At 42.7% G+C, this 20,484-nt stretch carries 28 protein-coding genes and 1 tRNA gene; 7 read left to right on the forward strand and 22 right to left on the reverse strand.

Annotated elements, in window-relative coordinates; translation table 11 throughout:
- Positions 1 to 142: 142 nt before the first annotated feature.
- The 3 genes from asd to NQ508_RS08335 form a co-directional block, all read right to left on the reverse strand.
- Positions 143 to 1,228, reverse strand: coding sequence for an aspartate-semialdehyde dehydrogenase (asd, locus tag NQ508_RS08325; RefSeq protein WP_006427276.1), 1,086 nt, complete (start codon positions 1,226 to 1,228; stop codon positions 143 to 145).
- A gap of 93 nt (positions 1,229 to 1,321) precedes the next feature.
- On the reverse strand, positions 1,322 to 2,701 hold the full coding sequence (gene argH / locus NQ508_RS08330; RefSeq protein ID WP_006427275.1) for an argininosuccinate lyase: 1,380 nt from the start codon (positions 2,699 to 2,701) through the stop codon (positions 1,322 to 1,324).
- 146 nt (positions 2,702 to 2,847) lie between these two features.
- Positions 2,848 to 3,504 carry an epoxyqueuosine reductase QueH gene (locus tag NQ508_RS08335; protein WP_006427274.1) on the reverse strand — a complete coding sequence of 219 codons (657 nt, stop codon included), beginning with the start codon at positions 3,502 to 3,504 and terminating at the stop codon, positions 2,848 to 2,850.
- 113 nt (positions 3,505 to 3,617) lie between these two features.
- On the opposite strand from NQ508_RS08335, the gene NQ508_RS08340 reads away from it, so the two are divergent.
- A complete protein-coding gene (locus NQ508_RS08340) occupies positions 3,618 to 4,394 on the forward strand; it encodes an ABC transporter ATP-binding protein (RefSeq protein WP_006427273.1) in 777 nt (258 codons plus the stop codon).
- Positions 4,378 to 5,211 (forward strand): ABC transporter permease, encoded by an 834-nt coding sequence (locus NQ508_RS08345; RefSeq protein WP_006427272.1) that lies wholly within the window; start codon positions 4,378 to 4,380, stop codon positions 5,209 to 5,211. Before NQ508_RS08340 ends, NQ508_RS08345 begins: the two co-directional genes overlap by 17 nt.
- Before the next feature lie 9 nt (positions 5,212 to 5,220).
- Here NQ508_RS08345 and NQ508_RS08350 read toward each other — a convergent pair whose 3' ends face one another.
- The 18 genes from NQ508_RS08350 to ylxM form a co-directional block, all read right to left on the reverse strand.
- Positions 5,221 to 5,757, reverse strand: coding sequence for a prepilin peptidase (locus NQ508_RS08350; protein ID WP_006427271.1), 537 nt, complete (start codon positions 5,755 to 5,757; stop codon positions 5,221 to 5,223).
- Positions 5,758 to 5,789: 32 nt separating this feature from the next.
- Positions 5,790 to 6,899, reverse strand: a complete 1,110-nt coding sequence (locus NQ508_RS08355; RefSeq protein ID WP_006427270.1) for a ComEC/Rec2 family competence protein — start codon at positions 6,897 to 6,899, stop codon at positions 5,790 to 5,792.
- Between the two features lie 94 nt (positions 6,900 to 6,993).
- Positions 6,994 to 7,066 (reverse strand) — tRNA-Thr (locus NQ508_RS08360).
- Between the two features lie 69 nt (positions 7,067 to 7,135).
- Entirely contained in the window at positions 7,136 to 7,264 is a 129-nt protein-coding gene (locus NQ508_RS08365; RefSeq protein ID WP_006427269.1) for a hypothetical protein, read from the reverse strand.
- A 4-nt stretch (positions 7,265 to 7,268) separates the two neighbouring features.
- A complete protein-coding gene (locus tag NQ508_RS08370; protein WP_006427268.1) occupies positions 7,269 to 8,165 on the reverse strand; it encodes a mechanosensitive ion channel family protein in 897 nt (298 codons plus the stop codon).
- Positions 8,166 to 8,179: 14 nt separating this feature from the next.
- Positions 8,180 to 9,013, reverse strand: a complete 834-nt coding sequence (gene pgeF / locus NQ508_RS08375; RefSeq protein WP_006427267.1) for a peptidoglycan editing factor PgeF — start codon at positions 9,011 to 9,013, stop codon at positions 8,180 to 8,182.
- A 9-nt stretch (positions 9,014 to 9,022) separates the two neighbouring features.
- Complete coding sequence (locus tag NQ508_RS08380; protein ID WP_044919891.1) at positions 9,023 to 9,403, reverse strand: YraN family protein; 381 nt, start codon at positions 9,401 to 9,403, stop codon at positions 9,023 to 9,025.
- Between the two features lie 64 nt (positions 9,404 to 9,467).
- Entirely contained in the window at positions 9,468 to 10,127 is a 660-nt protein-coding gene (locus tag NQ508_RS08385; RefSeq protein ID WP_022415027.1) for a ribonuclease HII, read from the reverse strand.
- Positions 10,120 to 10,686 (reverse strand): signal peptidase I, encoded by a 567-nt coding sequence (lepB, locus tag NQ508_RS08390; protein WP_006427263.1) that lies wholly within the window; start codon positions 10,684 to 10,686, stop codon positions 10,120 to 10,122. Before lepB (NQ508_RS08390) ends, NQ508_RS08385 begins: the two co-directional genes overlap by 8 nt.
- 41 nt (positions 10,687 to 10,727) lie before the next feature.
- Positions 10,728 to 11,576 (reverse strand): ribosome biogenesis GTPase YlqF, encoded by an 849-nt coding sequence (gene ylqF, locus NQ508_RS08395; RefSeq protein WP_006427262.1) that lies wholly within the window; start codon positions 11,574 to 11,576, stop codon positions 10,728 to 10,730.
- Positions 11,577 to 11,596: 20 nt separating this feature from the next.
- Positions 11,597 to 12,256 (reverse strand): signal peptidase I, encoded by a 660-nt coding sequence (gene lepB / locus NQ508_RS08400; RefSeq protein ID WP_006427261.1) that lies wholly within the window; start codon positions 12,254 to 12,256, stop codon positions 11,597 to 11,599.
- A 118-nt stretch (positions 12,257 to 12,374) separates the two neighbouring features.
- The gene (rplS, locus tag NQ508_RS08405; protein WP_006427260.1) at positions 12,375 to 12,722 is read right to left on the reverse strand and encodes a 50S ribosomal protein L19; all 348 of its coding nucleotides are present in this window, start codon (positions 12,720 to 12,722) and stop codon (positions 12,375 to 12,377) included.
- A 103-nt stretch (positions 12,723 to 12,825) separates the two neighbouring features.
- Positions 12,826 to 13,641 carry a tRNA (guanosine(37)-N1)-methyltransferase TrmD gene (gene trmD, locus NQ508_RS08410; RefSeq protein ID WP_006427259.1) on the reverse strand — a complete coding sequence of 272 codons (816 nt, stop codon included), beginning with the start codon at positions 13,639 to 13,641 and terminating at the stop codon, positions 12,826 to 12,828.
- Between the two features lie 14 nt (positions 13,642 to 13,655).
- On the reverse strand, positions 13,656 to 14,162 hold the full coding sequence (gene rimM / locus NQ508_RS08415) for a ribosome maturation factor RimM (RefSeq protein WP_022415030.1): 507 nt from the start codon (positions 14,160 to 14,162) through the stop codon (positions 13,656 to 13,658).
- Positions 14,163 to 14,299: 137 nt separating this feature from the next.
- Positions 14,300 to 14,530: a KH domain-containing protein gene (locus NQ508_RS08420; RefSeq protein ID WP_006427257.1), complete on the reverse strand. Its 231-nt coding sequence runs from the start codon at positions 14,528 to 14,530 to the stop codon at positions 14,300 to 14,302.
- 24 nt (positions 14,531 to 14,554) lie between these two features.
- A complete protein-coding gene (gene rpsP, locus NQ508_RS08425) occupies positions 14,555 to 14,800 on the reverse strand; it encodes a 30S ribosomal protein S16 (protein ID WP_006427256.1) in 246 nt (81 codons plus the stop codon).
- An 80-nt stretch (positions 14,801 to 14,880) separates the two neighbouring features.
- Positions 14,881 to 16,230 (reverse strand): signal recognition particle protein, encoded by a 1,350-nt coding sequence (ffh, locus tag NQ508_RS08430; protein WP_006427255.1) that lies wholly within the window; start codon positions 16,228 to 16,230, stop codon positions 14,881 to 14,883.
- Position 16,231: 1 nt separating this feature from the next.
- Complete coding sequence (gene ylxM / locus NQ508_RS08435; protein ID WP_237998623.1) at positions 16,232 to 16,576, reverse strand: YlxM family DNA-binding protein; 345 nt, start codon at positions 16,574 to 16,576, stop codon at positions 16,232 to 16,234.
- Positions 16,577 to 16,756: 180 nt separating this feature from the next.
- Between ylxM and NQ508_RS08440 the strand changes: the two genes are divergently transcribed.
- The 4 genes from NQ508_RS08440 (at position 16,757) to NQ508_RS08455 (ending at position 18,699) form a co-directional block, all read left to right on the forward strand.
- Positions 16,757 to 17,425: a DnaJ domain-containing protein gene (locus NQ508_RS08440; protein WP_006427253.1), complete on the forward strand. Its 669-nt coding sequence runs from the start codon at positions 16,757 to 16,759 to the stop codon at positions 17,423 to 17,425.
- Between the two features lie 68 nt (positions 17,426 to 17,493).
- Positions 17,494 to 17,796, forward strand: coding sequence for a hypothetical protein (locus NQ508_RS08445; RefSeq protein ID WP_044919887.1), 303 nt, complete (start codon positions 17,494 to 17,496; stop codon positions 17,794 to 17,796).
- Between the two features lie 320 nt (positions 17,797 to 18,116).
- The gene (locus tag NQ508_RS08450) at positions 18,117 to 18,395 is read left to right on the forward strand and encodes a hypothetical protein (RefSeq protein ID WP_173819802.1); all 279 of its coding nucleotides are present in this window, start codon (positions 18,117 to 18,119) and stop codon (positions 18,393 to 18,395) included.
- 34 nt (positions 18,396 to 18,429) lie between these two features.
- Positions 18,430 to 18,699 (forward strand): hypothetical protein, encoded by a 270-nt coding sequence (locus tag NQ508_RS08455; protein WP_006427251.1) that lies wholly within the window; start codon positions 18,430 to 18,432, stop codon positions 18,697 to 18,699.
- Between the two features lie 41 nt (positions 18,700 to 18,740).
- On the opposite strand, the gene NQ508_RS08460 is transcribed toward NQ508_RS08455, so the two are convergent.
- A complete protein-coding gene (locus tag NQ508_RS08460; RefSeq protein ID WP_022415034.1) occupies positions 18,741 to 19,217 on the reverse strand; it encodes an acyl-CoA thioesterase in 477 nt (158 codons plus the stop codon).
- Between the two features lie 159 nt (positions 19,218 to 19,376).
- Between NQ508_RS08460 and truA the strand changes: the two genes are divergently transcribed.
- Positions 19,377 to 20,114 carry a tRNA pseudouridine(38-40) synthase TruA gene (gene truA, locus NQ508_RS08465; protein ID WP_006427249.1) on the forward strand — a complete coding sequence of 246 codons (738 nt, stop codon included), beginning with the start codon at positions 19,377 to 19,379 and terminating at the stop codon, positions 20,112 to 20,114.
- Positions 20,115 to 20,484 lie beyond the last annotated feature (370 nt).

Consider the following 20,484-nt stretch of genomic DNA (forward strand, 5'->3'; position numbering starts at 1 on the left):
AAGGCGAGAACTACGCCTTTTCACATGTTGCAGTTCCCACCTTTTTATTATTATTTTATGCTCTCACCTTATGAACGATAAACAGGTGAGTATGAGTGTGCCACCAGGGACACTAAAAGAGCCTGTTTTCCCGTCCCCCTGGCTACTTTGCCTGAATATATCCCTTGGCAGTCAGTGCTTCGGCGCAAAGTACGGCTCCGCCTGCTGCACCGCGGACAGTGTTGTGTGACAGTCCGATGAATTTGTAATCATACATGCTGTCTTCTCTCAGACGTCCGATAGACACACCCATTCCGTTCTCATAATTTACATCCGCTTTTACCTGTGGTCTGTCATCTTCTGACAGATACTGGATGAACTGCTTTGGAGCACTTGGAAGTTCTGCTTCCTGTGGGAATCCCTTGAAGCTTTCCAGTTTCTCGATCAGCTGTTCTTTAGTTGGCTTCTTCTCGAAGTTGATGAATACAGCTGCTGTATGTCCGTTGAGTACAGGAACTCTTAAGCACTGGCATGTGATCTTTGGTTCTTCTGCAAGTTTGATTTCTCCGTTTTCCAGTGTTCCGAGTACACGAAGAGGTTCTTTTTCACTCTTTTCTTCTTCTCCGCCGATGTATGGAATGATATTCTCGATCATTTCCGGCCAGTCTTTGAATGTCTTTCCTGCTCCTGAGATTGCCTGGTATGTTGTTACAACAACTTCTTTTGGTCCAAATTCTTTCCATGCTGCAAGTGCAGGTGTATAGCTCTGGATTGAGCAGTTTGGTTTTACTGCGATAAATCCGCGTGTTGTTCCGAGACGCTCTTTCTGAGTCTTGATGAGGTCAAAGTGTGCTGCATTGATCTCCGGAACTACCATCGGCACGTCTTTTGTCCAGCGGTGAGCACTGTTATTAGATACTACAGGGGTCTCTGTCTTTGCATATTCTTCTTCGATCGCTCTGATCTCATCTTTTGTCATATCTACGGCACTGAATACAAAATCTACAGTAGAAGCAACTTCTTCTACTTCATTTACATTCTTTACGATTAAGTTCTTTACACCTTCCGGCATCGGTGTATCCATTTTCCAACGTCCGCCTACGGCTTCTTCATATGTTTTTCCTGCTGAACGTGGGCTTGCTGCTACAGTTACAACCTCGAACCAAGGGTGATTTTCAAGCAATGAGATAAAACGCTGTCCAACCATTCCTGTTGCTCCTAAAATACCTACTCTTAATTTCTTATCCATCTTTGTTCTCTCCCTTTCTTTTTATCATTCCTTAATACAGCCTTACGCTACCTTCATCCGTATGACATGTACTAGTATTTATAAATGTATATTTTAATATTCTTCCATATATTTCTGATAAGCCGCAATTGATTTTGCCATAGCATCTTTTCCTGGTGCTCCTATGGTGACACGCTTATTCACACATGTCTCAAGATCGATTGCTTTATAGATATCTTCTTCAAATACCGGCGAGGTCTTTCTGTACTCTTCCAGTGGAAGTTCATCTAACGGAATCTTCTTCTCAATGCATGTCAGTACCAGTTTTCCCACGATACCATGTGCATCTCTGAATGGTACACCGTGATTTACCAGATAATCTGCTGCATCTGTCGCATTGGTAAATCCGTGTTTTGCACTTTCTTCCATGCGGTCTTTATTAAACTGCATCGTCTTTAACATTCCGGCAAATAATGTGATACATCCTTTGGCTGTATCCATAGCATCAAATGCCCATTCTTTGTCTTCCTGCATATCTTTGTTGTATGCAAGCGGGATCCCTTTCATTGTGGTAAGGAGTGCATTGAGCGCACCATATACGCGTCCTGTCTTACCTCTTACGAGTTCTGCGATATCCGGGTTCTTCTTCTGCGGCATGATACTGCTTCCGGTGCTGTATGCGTCATCGATCTCCACAAACTGGTATTCATTCGAATTCCAAATGATGACTTCCTCACAGAATCTGCTCAGGTGCATCATGATGATGCTGAGTGCAGATAACAGTTCTAATAAGTAATCTCTGTCGGATACCCCGTCCATGCTGTTCAGTGTCGGTCCGTCGAATCCAAGTAATTCGGCTGTATACTCACGGTCCAGCGGATAGGTTGTCCCCGCAAGTGCTCCGGAACCGAGCGGACAGGTATTCATACGCTTTGCGATGTCCTGCAGTCTCTCGTGGTCTCTGCGGAACATTTCAAAATATGCTCCCATGTGGTGGGCCAGTGTGATCGGCTGCGCTTTCTGAAGATGTGTGAATCCAGGCATGTATGTCTCGACATTTTCCTCCATCACGTGAAGGATCACTTCCAGAAGTTCTTTTAACTGTGCGTCGATCTCGTGGATCTCGTCTCTGGTGAAAAGCTTCATATCTAATGCAACCTGGTCATTTCTGCTTCGTCCGGTGTGAAGTTTCTTTCCCGGATCGCCGATGCGGTCGATCAGTGTTGCTTCCACAAAGCTGTGGATGTCTTCATATTTATCTGATATTTCTAATTTTCCGGACTCTACATCTGCCAAAATGCCATTCAGTCCGTCTGTGATCTGTTCTTTTTCTTCTTCCGTTAAGATTCCCTGCTTTGCAAGCATTGCTACATGTGCAAGACTGCCTTTGATATCCTGCTTATAGAATCTTTTGTCAAATGTAATGGAAGCGTTGAAATTATATACTAACTGGTCTGTTTCTTTTGTGAAACGGCCTCCCCATAACTGTGCCATATGGATTTCTTCCTTTCATTTTTAAGTTTACTGTTTCCGATTTTAACACATTTCCGCGTAAAAGCAAATATTATTACAGAAATTTACATATTTATTCACTCTAAAACGTGATTTTTTTCTTAATCCATGCAATTTTCTGATTCCATTTATGCATTTTCACTGTTTTTTCGTGCCTGCTGTTCTTCCAGACGCTGGCGCATGGAGAACTCACAGCCACAGTAGTCCTGCCGGTAAAGTCCGTACTGTGCGGATAATTCTACGGACCGCTTATATCCGTTCTTCTTTTTGAAATCTGACGTCAGATATGCCACGCCATACTCTTCTGCAAGTTTCAATCCAATCTCATTCAATTTTGCTGCATTCTTAAGCGGGCTGATGCTGAGCGTCGTCGTGAAGTACTCATATCCTCCGGCTTTTGCAATCTCTGCGGCCTCTCTTAAGCGGAGTTCATAGCATTTGAAGCAGCGCACGCCGCCTTCTTTTACTTCTTCCAGTCCCTTTGCCATCGCATAGAATTTCTCTTTCTCATAGCTGCCCGCAATGAACTGCACCGGATATTTCGTATGCATCGCCCCGATCAGTGTCTGCTGTTCGATGATGCGCTTGCTGTATTCACTCTCCGGGTAAATGTTCGGGTTGTAATAAAGTACCGTGATCCTGAAGTAATTGCTTAAGTATTCCAGCACATAACTGCTGCACGGAGCACAGCAGCTGTGAAGGAGAAGGGTTGGTACCTTTTCTTCTTTTTGCAGATGATCGATCAGTTTATCCAGTTCTTTCTGGTAATTTATCTTTGTTAACATCTAATTATCCTCTCTTCTCTACATATCAGCATTTTACCACACCCGCCTTTTTTATTCACCTATTTTCTGTTCCGGTCATATCATATTATATACTTCACATCCAGGAGGTTCCTATGGAACAGATTTTGAACCTACAGCATATTTCTTATACGTATCATACTTTAGAAGGGGAAACCCCGGCCCTGTCTGATATCTCATTTTCTTTGAACAAAGGGGAATTTGCCGCCATCGTGGGACCTTCCGGCTGTGGAAAATCCACGCTGCTTTCTCTGATCTGCGGTCTTTTGCCTTGCAGTGACGGACAGATCACAATCAATGGCAGACACCTGAAAGAGAGTACAACTAATGTAGGATATATGCTGCAACACGATGAATTGTTTGAATGGCGCACGATCTATAACAATGTGATCCTTGGGCTGGAAATCCAGCATGCTCTGACGGCCCGGACGAAAAAGCGGGCACATGAACTTCTTAACATCTATGGTCTGAGTGATTTTGAGAATTCCAGGCCTTCGGAATTATCCGGAGGAATGCGCCAGCGTGCTGCCCTGATCCGTACATTAGTTCTGGAACCGGAACTATTACTTCTGGATGAACCTTTTTCCGCCCTTGATTACCAGACCCGGTTACAGGTTGGCGATGATATCGGACAGATCATCCGAAATGAGAAGAAATCCGCGCTTCTTGTAACACACGATCTTTCGGAAGCTATTTCTCTTGCCGACAGGGTAATTGTTCTTTCCCGTCGTCCGGCAGCCATCATTCAGACTATTCCGCTTATCTTTCATCTGGAAGAAGATACTCCTATGAACAGACGAAATGCACCGGAATTCAAATCTTATTTTAATCTGATATGGAAGGAGCTAAATCAGGATGAAAAATCTTCATAAAAGCCTAGGTACCGGTGCTCCGGCGGCACTTTCCACCGGACACCGGCACTATCTCAGACATTATCATTTTCACAGACTGCTGGTTATATTCTTCCGGATCTTCCTTTTAACGGGATTTTTATTCCTTTGGGAATTTTGTGCGTCACACCAGATCATAGATTCTTTCATCTTCAGCAGTCCCTCCAAGATCATGAATGTTTTACTCTTAATGATTTCGGATCATAGTATTTTTCTACATCTCGGCGTCACCTTATACGAAACTTTCGTCAGTTTCTTTCTTGTTATTTTCGTCAGTATATTATTTGCAATTCTTCTGTGGTACAGTAATAACCTTTCGGAAATCCTGGAACCTTACCTTGTCGTATTAAACAGCCTTCCGAAATCTGCACTGGCCCCTCTTCTTATTGTCTGGCTTGGCGCTACAAAAACCACGATCATTGTAACCGGAATGTCCGTCGCTATCTTCGGTAGTATACTCAATCTGTATACCAGTTTCCGCTCTACAGATCCCGGAAAGATTAAGTTAATCTATACCCTCAGAGGGAACCATCTGCATGTACTGACCAAAGTAATCCTTCCTTATTCTATTCCGGCTATTATCAGTAACATGAAAGTTAATATCGGATTATGCCTGGTCGGCGTCATCATCGGTGAATTTCTGGCCGCCAAAGAAGGCCTTGGATATCTTATTATCTACTCAAGCCAGGTCTTCAAAATGGATTGGCTTCTTATGAGCATATGTATTCTCTGCGTCTTCGCGATATTTTTGTACGCTCTGATTGATTTCGGAGAAAAACTTTATTTTAAACATTTTTAAACCTCCGCATCAGATTCCCTGCCAAAACCATAAGATCAGCTGATCTCCTGCAAATAAGGTCATCATAATTCCCAGCACCAAAAACGGTCCAAATGCAAATTCATCCTTTCTGGTCAGCTTTCCACATTTCAGCATAATAAGGCAATATCCTCCTGCAAGCATAATCGCACATGCCATCGAACAAATGATTTTCTCTTTTCCAAGCAGAAATCCGGAAACTGCCATGAATTTGATATCGCCTCCTCCAAATGCCCCGGGAATCAGAATGGATAAGACCAGCATCGGTCCTGCCACAGCTGCTGCCCCGGGGATCCGGTTGTATAAATCACTGTTCCCTGTCAGTACCATATCTGCTGCTGCGATCAGCAATATATAAATATGATATCTGCCGGGGATCTTACGGGTACTGTGATCCGTTAATGCCACCCGGCATAAGATTCCGAGATAACATAATAACCGTATCCCGTTCAAAGATATTGCAGTGGCTTTCGTATAGTTAAGAAAGCCATCTGCTATTGTTCTTACTTCTACCATCTCCTGATTCATTTACTGTTATTCTTTTTGGGCCATTTTTTGTATCAATAACATTTCCCGCAAGGTTTAAGGCCCTGTGCCTCTGCTTCTTCCTTTGTCTCTTTCTTTGCCGTATCCGGATTCATATTACCGCAGTGGTTCGTTTTATGGTATTTTGAACCAGTTGCCGATACCCATACTTGGTCTTCGGTTACTTTCTGCGTTGTCTGTTTCGTTACCGTCTGTTCCGTCACAGTCCCCTTATCTGATTCATCTCCCGGTGTATAATCATTACACGGTGCCGCACTCCAATTCAGATTTTTACCGTCACTTGTTACTGTGACCGTTCCCTGTTTGTCGGTTCTGTACACCTGGATTTCCATACTCTGAAGTTTATCCATCGTATCTTTGTCCGGGTGTCCGTATTTATTATCTTTCCCACAGCTGATCACCGCATATTCCGGTACGGTTTTCTGAAGGAAATCCCAGGATGTTGCCGTTGCTGATCCATGGTGTCCGGGTACCAGTACATCACAGTTTAAATCTATACCGGAATTGCACATCGCCTTTTCGCTTTCATGCTCTGCATCTCCCGTAAAGATAAAACTGTTCTCTTTATTTGTAAGTTTTATTGCAACGGAATTATTGTTACTTCCCTTAGCTTCTATCGTCTCCGGTGCCAGTATTTGAAACGAAGCACTTCCAAGCCTGTAAGATTTTCCTACCGGCGGATGCTTCATTTTCAATCCGTCTTCTTTCACAGCTTTTACAAATGACCGGTATAACTTACTGGTATGTACATAGTTACTGGATATAACATTTTTCACCTTAAAGCTCTTCAGGCATCCGATCAGACCCGCCATATGATCAGCATCATAATGGCTGCTGATCAGATAATCAATCTTCGTAACGCCCTGTTCTTTCAAATAAGCTACAACAAATCTTGAAGTCTTTCGATCTCCTCCATCATAGATCAGATTTTTCCCATCCGACTGAACCAGAATAGATAATCCCTGTCCTACATCAAGGAAATGCACTTTCACTGTCCCTGATGGAACAGTTGAGTTATTTTCCGCAGCCTGCGTCCGTACACTCACAGACACCCCTGTCATTGCCAGTGCCATAAAGATCGAAAGCAGTGCCGATAACAGTCTTTGCCTCCATATTTTTTTCATTTTTCTTCTCCCCTTTCACACCCACAATTCTATTATACACGAAAAAAAGAATCCCTACATCAAGGATTCTTCTTTATATCTCATTCTGTATATAAGCTGGAAATCGGACTTGAACCGACGACCCCTTCATTACGAGTGAAGTGCTCTACCAACTGAGCTATTCCAGCATGCTCTTATAACAGGCACGAATATAATTATACCGTATTTTCACATATTTGCAAGTACTTTTTTAATTATTATACGTTCTTTTCCGAAAAAGATTTTAACAGATTCTCATATGCAAACCAGAAATTCTGCCACGGCCGCTTAGGATTCTCTCTTCCATGCACGTCACGGCAGATCTGTCTGGCCTTACATATTTTCATCCAGCTATTTATCCTCTTTCATGTGCACCGTCACTTGTGGATATGGAATCTCAATTCCATTCTCATCCAGTTCCACTTTAATTTCTTCCAGCAGTCTCCATCTGGTCGCCCAGTACTCTTCGTTCTTCACCCAGGCACGGATACCGAGCACGACTGCACTGTCCGCAAGATCATTTACAAAGACATTCATCTGTTCTTCTTTTAGAATACTTGCATCTTCCGACAACAGCTTTTCGATCATTGATTTTGCCTTTTTGATATCGGCATTATAAGAAATGCCTACCCGCAGATCCAGTTGTCTTTCGTCTTTTGCCGTTGCATTGGTGATACTGTTATTCGTCAGCATTCCATTCGGGATTACGATGGTCTTATTGTCAATCGTACTTAATTTTGTATAAAAGATCTGAATTTCTTTTACTGTTCCTTCTTTTCCATTCGTATCTTCAATAATATAATCCCCTACCACAAATGGCTTTAACAGAAGAATCAGCACGCCTCCCGCAAAATTGGAAAGACTTCCCTGTAACGCAAGACCGATAGCCACACCACTGGATGCCAGTAACGCCGCCACCGATGTAGTATCAAATCCAAGACTGGAGATCAGGCAAAAGATCAGAATCCCGTACAATCCATATTTCAAAAGTGAGTCTACAAACTGTTCAACTCCTTTATCTGCTTCCGAACGTTCAAATGAACGCCTCACAATCTTCCTGATCCACTTTATCACCAGTCTTCCGATAAAGAAAGCAACCAGTGCCGCCAGCACTTCCAGTCCAAATGTAATCAGTCCCGGAATACTGTCCTGCAGATATTGGGTAATCTGATTTACCTGTTTTACCGCCTGCTGGGTAGCTTCGGTCACTTCCTGAGTCGTATCTGTGATCGTTGTTGTATCTGTCATATCGTTTGCTCCTCTTATTTCAGTGCCAGAAATGCACTTAGATTTCCTCTTTTATTTCCCGTTGTGCGATGTGAAAACAGAATATCCGGGTTACAGTGTGTACACACATTTGTCACAGCAATATGCTTCTTCAAAATTCCGGCTTCCTCGAATACCAATTCATTTGCTTTCCACAGGTTCAACTGATATTTACCGTTTTCTTTCTGATAGAATAATTCTGGCCAGTATTTTTCTTCAAAGCTTTTCTGAAATTTTACAATTACATCTTCACTTACCTCGTAACAGTCCTGACATATAGACGGACCAATGGCCGCAAGTATGTCTTTAGGATCCGAACCATATGTTTTTTGCATCAGTTCCACTGTTACTTTTCCGATCTTTCCAACCGTTCCTCTCCAGCCCGAATGCGACAGTCCGATCGCTTTTTTCACAGGATCTACAAAATACAGTGGTACGCAATCCGCATAAAATGTCACCAGACAGATTCCCGGTACATTTGTGATCATTCCGTCCGTTTCCATAAAACGTCTTCCCTTGTCCTCTGCTCTTACTACCGCCACATTTGTTGTATGTGTCTGGTTGGTAAACGTCATATCTTCCGGCTTTACTCCGATGGCTCTTGCAATCCTTCTCTGGTTTTCCTCAACATCTTCCGGATCATCGCCTCTTGTTGTGCTGATGTTCATAGTTGCCCAGCATCCCTTGCTGACACCTCCGAGTTTTGTAGAAAATCCATGATGCACGATTCCCGTTTCTTCTAACATTGGATAACTCAGAAACGGAACCCCATCTACTGTTTTTTCATCAAATATATGTTCCTGATTTTTATACTGTAATCCAAGACTCATTCTCTTCTCCTATATTTCCACATAATCAAATGCATTCTGATATAAAATGATCCTGTCATCTTCTATACTTACTACATCAAACCTGCACGGGATTTCATCTATTCCATTCACCGTCATATAATAAAGTGCACTTTTTGAGATAACTCTCTGTTTGGCATAATCTACCGCCTCTGCCGGAGTTCCTTTCCGGTCATCTGCCCGGTACTTCACCTCGCAAAACACCAGATAATCGCCATCTCTGGCTATTATATCGATTTCTCCGAGTTTGCACCGATAATTATATTCCAGAATTTCATATCCTTTTTCTGTCAGATATACTCCTGCCATTCTTTCATAATAACTTCCGGTTTCACGGTTATTTCGTCTTTGTCCTCTTTTCGACCCTGCCATTCTTTCATTCCTTTACACTGCTGATTCCATGCCTGGATACCGATTTTCCGCACTGTCTGCATCTTTATATATATTTCTTTATAAAAGTCCTTCTGTGTATCGGAGATGGTCCCAGTTCTTTCAGCCCCTCAATATGCTTCTTCGTTCCATACCCTTTATTACTTGCGAAATCATACCCCGGAAGTACTTTATCATACTCCACCATCAGCCGGTCTCTTGTTACTTTTGCAATGATACTTGCCGCCGCAATAGACACGCTCTTGGCATCACCTTTAATGATCGGCACCTGTGGGATCTCTACCTCCGGTATTGTTACTGCATCATTCAACAAAAGATCCGGCTGCACCTTTAGATTGCCGATTGCCATACGCATCGCCTCATAAGTAGCCTGCAAAATATTGATCTCATCAATTCTTGCCGGACTTACAACACCGATTCCCGTTGCAACAGCACGTTCCATAATCTCATCGTACAATGCCTCTCTTTTTTTCTCTGAAAGTTTCTTTGAATCATTCAGATACAAAATCGGGTCATCCTTTGGCAAGATAACCGCACCTGCCACCACCGGACCTGCAAATGGCCCACGGCCTACTTCATCAATACCGCAAATATACTGGCAGTCGCTGTGTTCTTTTTCATAAACACTCATTGCTTCTGTTCTTTCCAGTTCTTTTTTCAGTTTTTCCTGTTGCCTTTTTAGTTTTTCTTCTTCTCGTTTATTCATGACGGATCACTCCTATATTGTCAAATGGATAAATTCTTACCCATGCCCTGCCAATCAGATCTTCTTTTGTCAGTACGCCTACACTTGGATCCCTGCTGTCCATACTATGGTTACGATTATCTCCCATAACAAAATACTCATTTTCTTTTAATGTAATCGGATCTGCGGCAGTCTGTGGATCTTTGATCAATTCATTTCCATAGATATCGCTCAAAAGCCTCTCTCCGTCAATGTATACATATCCGTCTTTTATCTGCACAGTCTCTCCCGGCATTCCGATGATACGTTTGATATAATATGTATTTTCTTCGTATTTGTACGGAAATACAATAATGTCATAACGTTTCGGATCACGGAAGCGGTAACTGATCTTATCCACGATCAGATTATCCCCGTTTTGCAACGTTGTCTCCATGGAAGATCCACTCACTCTTGTTCTCTGCCCTACAAATGTTATGATAAAATACGTTAACCCTATGATCAGCAGAATATAGACAATCCATCCTCCAAGCTCTCTCAAAATGCTTTCTTCTGCATCTTCTCTTGAACGTCTAGCCATGTTCTTTTGTTGTTTCCCTTCTATACTTTCTGCCTCTGTTTTTAATATGCATCCGGGTACTCCAGTGTCAGTTTGCCCAAACGTCCGTTGCGGAAGTCATCCATCAGAAGAACCGAAGCTTTTTCTGTATCCAGTTCATTTCCACGAACCAGACAATGTCTGCTCTCTGCAATTTTTTCCAGCATTCCGTATGGATCCGTGTCTTCTTCTACATTATATTTATTCTCAAGTACTCCCGGATAATTTTCATTCATAAACTTTACAAGTTCTGCCGCAAGTTCTTCTGTCTGAAGGATCTCATCTTTGATCGATCCGATAAATGCCAGTTTCAGGCCTACTGCCTGATCTTCAAATCTTGGCCACAGGATTCCCGGTGTATCCAGAAGCTCCACATTTTTATTCAGTCTGATCCACTGCTTTCCTTTTGTCACTCCCGGTTTGTTACCGGTTTTTGCACATGCCTTTCCCGCAAGTGCATTGATAAATGTTGATTTTCCTACATTCGGAATTCCCACTACCATAGCTCTGACCGGACGATTCAAAATCCCACGCTTTCTGTCTCTTTCAATCTTTTCTTTACATGCTTCCTGGATCACACCATTGATAGATTTGATCCCGCCGCCTTTCTTGGAATTTACCTTCACAACAGAGAATCCTTTTTCACGAAAATATTCTGACCAGGCATCATTCCACTTATCTTCTGCCAGATCTGACTTATTTAAAAGGATCAATCTTGCTTTATTCTTTCCCAGTTCATCAATATCCGGATTTCTGCTGCTGATCGGAACTCTGGCATCAACCAGTTCAATAACCAGATCTATTAATTTGATATTTTCCTGCATCATGCGTTTTGCTTTCGTCATGTGCCCAGGATACCATTGAAAATGCATATATTATTTCTCCTTATCTTCTATTTCACAAATCCCCAGTCTTTTTTCGGGGATGCCACAAACCATGCCTTTCCATATATATAAGAACGTTTTACTTTTCCTATATCGGCACTACGGCTGTCCTCACTGTTTTTTCTGTTATCTCCCAGAACAAAATATTCATCACCGCCAAGTTTCAACTTCTCACCGGCAATTCCAGCTGTATCTATTTTTGTTGTTTTATAATCTTCTTCCAGTTTTTTACCGTTAATATAGACCTGATTCTCCACAATCTGTACCGTCTCGCCCGGAAGTCCGACAATCCTTTTGGTATAATAATGCGAATTCTCATTGCCTTTCGGTTTGAACACGATAACATCTCCCCTTTTCGGTGAAGAAGCATTGTACACAATCCGGTTTACCAGTACTACATCTGCATTCTTAAGCACCGGACTCATGGAATCTCCTACCGTACTGACCCGTTGTCCCCAGTACCACACAGCAACAAATGCCACCAGACAGGTGACCACGATCTTAAAAATCCAGGTAAATGTAGAAGCGATCATTTCAAGATTAAGATGTATCTTTTTCTTTGCTTTTGGAAGATTTCCGAAGCCTTTTTTCTTTGCTTTGCGTCTGCGATAACCGGTTTTCCGGGATCTTCTTCTTTTTTCAAAATCCAGATTACTTCTGCGTCTCATAAAATCCCCTTATACTGAAAACTTGCCACTGGCAACTTTTCTTACATACTTTGATATATCAGAAAAAGGACAATTACATTATGTAGTTGTCCTTTTTCTCATTTTGTTACATTTTCGATTATTTTACTAATTCTTTAACTTTAGCTTTCTTACCAACGCGGTCTCTTAAGTAGTTCAGTTTTGCTCTTCTTACTTTACCTCTTCTTACTACTTCGATCTTCTCAACGTTTGGTGAGTGTACCGGCCAAGTCTTCTCAACACCGATTCCGTTAGAAAACTTTCTAACTGTAAATGTTTCTCTTGCTCCGCCACCCTGTCTCTTCAGGACTGTTCCTTCGAAAACCTGTACTCTTTCACGGTTTCCTTCTTTGATCTTTCCGTAAACTTTAACAGTATCTCCTACGTGAAATTCTGGTGCTACTTCTTTTAACTGAGCAGCTTCAATGTTCTTAATAATATCGTTCATTATGTGTGACCTCCTTGTTTACTTGGATGTTCTTAATACATTCGTACCAGAGGACCATCTATTTCTTCACAACATGCTACATTTTATCATACCCTGCAACAAATTACAAGGATTTTTTTACTTCTTTTTGCACTTCTTCGGCCAGTTTTTTTTCTTTTTCTGTAAGTTCGGCTTTTTCAAGCAGATCCGGCCGGTTCTTTGCAGTGCGGATCACAGACTGTTCACGTCTCCATTTTTCAATATTGGCATGATGCCCGGACATCAGTATCTCCGGCACTTTTCTGTCATGCCATACTTCCGGTCTGGAATATTGCGGATATTCCAGCAGATTATCCTGAAAGCTCTCGAACTCGGCGGACACATCATTATGAAGTACCCCCGGAACCAGCCGGGATATCGCATCGATCATGATCATTGCCGGAAGCTCACCTCCTGTCAGGACATAATCTCCGATAGATACATAATCTGTAACGATCTCTTCCAACACACGTTCATCAATGCCTTCGTAATGACCGCACAAAAATACCAGATCTTCTTCCTGTGCAAATTCCTCTGCCATGGACTGGTTGAATGTCTTTCCCTGCGGAGACAGATAGATGACTCTGGTACGCTTCTGCTCTCCTGACATCTCTTTCTTCTCACCAGATGCCAGCTTTTCTTCTGTGGCTTTTGCCTTTCTTTCCGTAATCTGCCTTGCCAGTGCATCATAGCACTGATACACCGGTTCTGCCTGCATCAGCATACCTGCACCTCCGCCATACGGATAATCATCCACGCTGTGATGCTTGTTAAATGCATAATCTCTGATATTTAATGCCTCTATAGACAGAAGCCCTTTATTTACCGCACGTCCGATGATGCTGGTATTCAATCCATCCATAACCATCTCCGGAAATAACGTCATAATATAAAAATTCATAGATTATCCTCTTTCTAGATCAGACCATCCATCAGATGGATCTTCATCTTCTGATTTTCTATATCAACATCCAGGATACATTCGCGGATCGCCGGAACCAATACCTCGCCGTGTTCATCTGTATCGATCACATAGACATCATTTGCACCGGTCTCCATAACATCTTTTAATGTTCCGAACGGTTTATCATCCTCTGTTACGACCTCGATTCCGATCATATCGGCGATAAAGTATTCATCCTCTTCCAGTTCCACCGCATCTTTACGTTCTACAAGAAGTGGACATCTTTTATAACGCTCAATATCATTAATATTATCAATTCCCTTGAACTTCAGGATTACAAACTGCTTAAAGAATTTGACACCCTGGACTTCCAGAGATTTTTTCTCTCTTCCGGTGTCTAACAGTACATGTTTTAACGATTTAAAACGATTCGGGTCATCTGTGGTCGGAAATACTTTAACTTCCCCACGCACTCCGTGTGTCGAAGTAATGACACCTACCTGTAATAATTCTTCCATAAATACTCCTTTTTCACTTTCTGCGTTTCCGACGCTCCAGCGGCTTCTTTTGTACATATGATTCTGCCGTATAAGATAAGCGGGACAGACCACAAGCGGGCCTGTCCCGGGACAAAATGGGAATCCCCATTAGTTATTTAGTCCATGATATCTACGATAACTTTCTTATCTTCCTTTGCTGCTGCGGCTTTCACGACTGAACGGATTGCCTTTGCAATGCGGCCCTGTTTTCCGATTACTTTACCCATATCAGATTCAGCAACTCGTACTTCCAGAACTGTCGTCTTCTTCTCTTCGCGTTCATTTACAACAACGCTTTCTGGATCGTCGACTAATGCTTTCGCAATTACTTCAACTAATTCCTTCATAAATGCACACCTCCAGTGGCATAATTATTTTTCGATGCCTGCTGCCTTTAAGATCTTTGCAACTGCTTCTGTAGGCTGAGCTCCGTTAGCAAGCCATTTCTTAGCTGCTTCTTCGTCAACTTTGATTACACTTGGATCACAGTTCGGATCGTATGTTCCGATCTCGTCGATGAATCTTCCGTCTCTTGGTGATCTAGAATCTGCTACGATGATTCTATAGAAAGGAGCCTTCTTCTGTCCCATTCTTCTTAATCTCATTTTTACTGCCATGTTAGTTTACCTCCGTAAAATTATAATATTTTCATAGTTTATTTTTATCTATATAACGCGGAATTCGCGGTATATCATGTTTAGAACGGAAATCCGAATTTCTTCTTCTTTCCCGGCTTGCCAAATTGTTTCATCAGTTTTTTCATCTCGTTGAACTGCTTGATCATACGGTTCACTTCGCTGATGTCCACCCCTGCACCTTTGGCAATTCTGTGCTTTCTGGATGGAGAAAGGATATCCGGATTGGCTCTTTCCGCCGGTGTCATGGAATGAATGATTGCTTCCATTCTTCCCATCTTCCTCTCGGCTTCTGCCGTCTGCTCGTCGTCTAATCCCTTCATCTTACCGCCCATACCTCCAAGGCCCGGCAGCATGTTCATAATATTTCCAAGACCACCCATGTTCTTCATCTGCTTGATACTTTCCAGATAATCGTCAAAATCAAACTGGTTCTTCTTAAGCTTCTGGGTCATCTCTCTGGCTTTTTCTTCATCGATCTCGGCTTCCGCCTTTTCGATAAGCGACAGGACATCTCCCATTCCCAGGATTCTCGATGCCATACGATCCGGATAGAACTGTTCCAGATCTGAAAGCTTCTCTCCCATACCTACATACAGGATCGGCTTTCCGGTAACTGCCTTTACGGACAGCGCCGCACCACCTCTTGTGTCACCGTCTAATTTCGTAACGATCACACCATCGATGCCGACCTTTTCATTGAACTCTTTTGCCACATTTACGGCATCCTGTCCGGTCATTGCATCAATGACGAGTATGGTCTGATGTACTTCTACTTCTTCTTTGATCTCTTCAAGCTCAGCCATCATGTCTTCATCAATATGAAGTCGTCCGGCTGTATCGAGGATCACGAGGTCGTTGCCATTCTTCTGCGCATGTTCGATCGCTGCCTTGGCGATGTTCGCCGGCTTGTGGTTTTCTCCCATGGAGAAGACTTCCACACCCTGCTTCTCACCGTTGACCTGTAACTGCTTGATCGCAGCCGGTCTGTAGACATCACATGCGACCAGCAGCGGTTTCTTGCCCTTTAACTTGAACTTTCCGGCAAGCTTTGCTGTCGTGGTTGTCTTACCTGCTCCCTGAAGACCTGCCATCATGATAACTGTGATGGCTTTTCCAGGCTGAAGCTTAATCTCTGTGGTCTCAGATCCCATCAGATTGATCAGTTCTTCATTTACAATCTTGATCACCATCTGCCCCGGGTTCAGACCGTTCATGACATCCTGACCGATCGCGCGTTCCTGTACGCTCTTAATGAAGTCTTTTACCACTTTAAAGTTAACATCCGCCGCAAGTAATGCACGTTTGATCTCTTTTAAAGCTTCTTTGACATCATCCTCTGTCAGACGTCCTTTGCTTCTCAGGTTTTTAAATACATTTTGAAGTTTTTCTGTCAAACTGTCAAATGCCATGCTATAACTCCTCTATAATTTCATCGGATATCTTCCGGATGTCTGCAACTAACTTTTCCGCATTCTCCTTTTCATATCCGTCCAGCAATTCATCAATCTGCTTTACTTTTTCTCTGATCGACACGAACTTCTCTACCAGATGAAGTTTCTCTTCGTAGCCTTTCAGTGTCTGGGAACATCTCTTTACCAGGTCATGTACGCCCTGTCTGCTGATTCCCTCTTCTCTTGCGATCTCGCCAAGTGATAGGTCCTCAAGAACAAACTGTTCATACACTTCTTTCTGATGATCGGTAAGTAGTTCTCCATAAAAATCATATAATAATGCCTGTTCTAATATTTCATTCATGTCTTTCACCTGTGATATCATATAACACTTCTGTGCAGGTGTCAAGTATTTTTTCTTTACACCTTAATTTTTCAAAATAAAATTGATTTCCACGCAACTTTGTCGTAATATATCTGATGGAAGATATTGCCGTCTGCAGTATCTTCTAATCAGGTCCATATATTATAAGGGGAGAATATAATGGCAAAAAAGAATTATTACAAGATACTTGGTGTGTCACGAACAGCTTCTCCTGAAGAGATTTCTGCTGCCAAGAACAGACTTGCAAAAAAATATCATCCCGATGCCAACATGAAGGATGGTATCGATACAACTAAGAAAATGCAGCGTATTCTGGAAGCTTACCGAATACTTTCCGACCCAAAGAAGCGTGCTTCCTATGACCGCAAAGTATTCGGAAAGCCATCGTCAGACTCTGACCGGAATTTCGATCTGTTCAACCTGCATAATAATATAGAAGAAACAGATCCGGTCATCGGTACACCATTCGTGAATTACTGGCGGGCGGCAGACTCCTTATACGATATCACTTTAGAAAGCGAACAACTTTTCAAAGATAAGAATAAAGAAAATACACGATCGGCCCGCTTGTCAGACCTGGCAGCCCAGGCACTTAGCTATGCCGTAACCCTGCGCGAAGCCGAGATTCCTGAAAAGTACTGGCTGCCCGCGATCATGGACTGGCTGCTTTTCACCTGGTACAAGAACAGAAATCTTCCGGTATCTTATTTATTGAAACTTTACGATGAATATTCAAAAAAAGAACTCAACGGATTCAAACGTGTAAAAATCCAAAAAGAGCAGCTTCATTTCCAGCATTCTTTAAAACGGCTGGTTAATTACGGATAATTTTCATCTCACACATTTACACCATCTGCATATTATGTACTGTAAACATCATTATTGGAGGATTCAATATGAGCGATTTAGGTACAGCAAACTGTGGATGTGGCTGCGAAGGACGCGACAGATTCGGCGGAGACTGTGGATGTGGTGGATGTAACGGCGGATGCGGATGCGGCAACAACGGATGTGGCTTCGGCAATAACAGCTGCCTGTGGATCATCCTTCTTCTCTGTTGCTGCGGCGGTTTCGGCAACGGCTGTGGATGCGGCAACAACGGATGTGGCAACGACAGCTGCCTGTGGATCATCCTTCTTCTCTGCTGCTGTGGTGGTTTCGGCAACGGATGCGGCAATGGCTGTGGATGCGGATGCTAGACAACATAATATTTCCTGCATAGGACTTAAGAGACGGAGTCATTTTTCCGTCTCTTTTTTCATATATATTTATAACGCTGATCCTGGGAGGAGCCACTATGGCCGGAAAACCTTCAAAACCAATGACACCATTTGATAAATCTGTCACACCCTCCTATTTATATAAATTGAAGCTGTTTCTTTCCTTTCTGCCTCCTTCCACTCAGCGCTTCCTTGCCGTCTATATCAAATTTTCCGAATTCCGGTATACGATGGATTATTTCCGCGGACTGCCGTTTCATGCATTTTCTTTTCAATCTATCGGTGAACTCGCACCCTATATGGATGAAAACGAACGGAATATGATGGACCAGATGACTTCTATGCTGCAGATAATGGAAATGATGGTGATGGCACAGACCGATTCTACGTCCGGAGGTTCCGATTCTTGCGGTCCTGCAGGACCTGTTGATCTTATGAAGACAATGATGTCCGGCGAAGATATGGAAATGTTCCAAAATTACATGGACCTGTTCGACCAGGAACTTTCCTCGCCTGGAACCTCTGCCATGAAAGGAGACTCTTCACATGAATGGAACAACGAATCATACAGCGAATGAAAACACTTCCGAAAACAATTTCTCAAACAGTTGGATGGATCATCCGGCCATGAAGGGAATGGACCCGGTCAAACTGGAGTTGATCCGGCTTGCAGCCAAACAGACCGCCGGCAAAAGCGGGAGATCTCTGGCTCCCGTTATGATGGCGCTCATCACCAGTGCGAACAAGAAAGGGATCCAGTTCACTCCACAGGAAATGTCTCTCATCCTCGACATTCTGAAAGAAGGACGTTCCAGAGAAGAACAAAATCAGATCGACCAGATGGTGCAGATGGTCCGTACACACATGAAAAACAATACTTAATTCCTTTTCGTTCTCAGATATGCGCAAAGAAGAAGGACAGTTTAAAGCCCTTCTTCTTTGCGCATCATACGGAGTTCTCTTCTCTTTTCTCCCTTTTCCCATTCTTCTTTTTCTTCTTCCGTCTCAAGGTCCAGTCTTGGCACCCTGACCGGTTTGTCATTCTTATCCAATGCTACCATTGTAAAATACGCATGATTAATCGGTGTACGCTCCCCACTTAACGCTTCTACATACGTATCCACCTTTACTTCCATGGATGTATTACCGACATAGGTTACCTTTCCTATGATCACAACTGTATCTTTGACATATGCACCGCGCAGGAAACTTAAGCTGTCTACAGATGCCGTAATTACATTTCTTCTTGTGTGACGTTTTGCCACCATACCCGCCACTTCATCGATCCACTGCATAAGTGCTCCTCCGAACAAACGGTCTGACGCATTCAAATGTTGCGGCCTTACCATATGGACTGTCTCCACGATTGAATCCGATACCTTTCTGCTTTCTATTTCCACAAAAAACACCTCTCTTTTTCTTTTTAAGCTCTTTTATTATAGCACCGGATTTGTTATACTTAAACTAATTTCAATGTAAGTATTCTGAAATTCATGTATTTAGTTATATACAACATCAATTATTAGACAGGCTGCATTTCGCAGCAGAATGGAGTTTTCATGAGAAATATAAAATTAACGATCGAATACGACGGAAGCCGTTACCAGGGATGGACCAGACTGGGAAAAGATGAATCCGGCAATACCATCTCTAATAAAATTACTGAAGTTTTAAAAAAAATGACTGAAGAAGATGACCTGGAGCTTTTCTGTGGATGCCGCACAGAAGTCGGTGTACATGCCTATGCACAGATTGCCAATTTCAAGACTTCTTCTTCCACAACGACACAGAACATCAAACATTACCTGAACCGTTACCTTCCGATGGATATCGCAATCATCGATGTAAAAGAGGTTCCAGAACGTTTTCACGCACAGCTGAACGCCACATCCAAGACCTATGTATACCGTATGACGATCGACGATGTACCGAGCGTCTTTGACCGCAAATACACTTACCATTGCTACCGTATCCCGGACAAACGTCTGATGCAGCAGGCCGCCGAGAAACTCACAGGACGTCATGATTTCCGCAACTTCTCCAGTGCAAAGAAAACGAAATCTACGGTCCGTGAGATCTTTGATATTGATATCTATGGTGACATTGAAGAAATGCAGATCCTGATCCATGCGGATGATTTTCTTCATAATATGGCACGTATCATTGTCGGAACGCTAATGGATATCGGACTTGGCAACCGATCTGTGCAGGATATTGATGATATCTTTGCGGGAATTCTCGAAGCAAGTGCGCCTTGTGATCCGAAGGGATTGTATTTGCAGGAGATTACGTATTAAATTTAATTACTATTGAATGCATGAAGCGGTCGTTACCCGGACCTCCATAAAACTTAGGAACTCTTTCCTGTTCAGATTCCGTCGGCGGGAAAATCTAAAGGGACAAAATTCTGCTAAAAGCAGGCTTTCAAAATTTGAAACTCGGCATACGCTTCAAACAGTCAAATTTTGAAAACCTAACGCAGAATTTTGTCCCTTAAGATTTTCCAACACCTTCTCCATATTCACTGGAAAGAGTTCCTAAGTTTGGAAGTATACAAAAAGCCGGAAAGTCAAGGTTTTCACCACAACTTTCCGGCTACACACAAAAGTTACAATTCCGCTGTTGAATTTTCAGTAGCATTGGCCAATCACGACATGAGAAAGACCA

It is taken from the genome of Dorea longicatena, assembly GCF_025150085.1.
Taxonomy (GTDB): Bacteria; Bacillota; Clostridia; order Lachnospirales; family Lachnospiraceae; genus Dorea_A; species Dorea_A longicatena.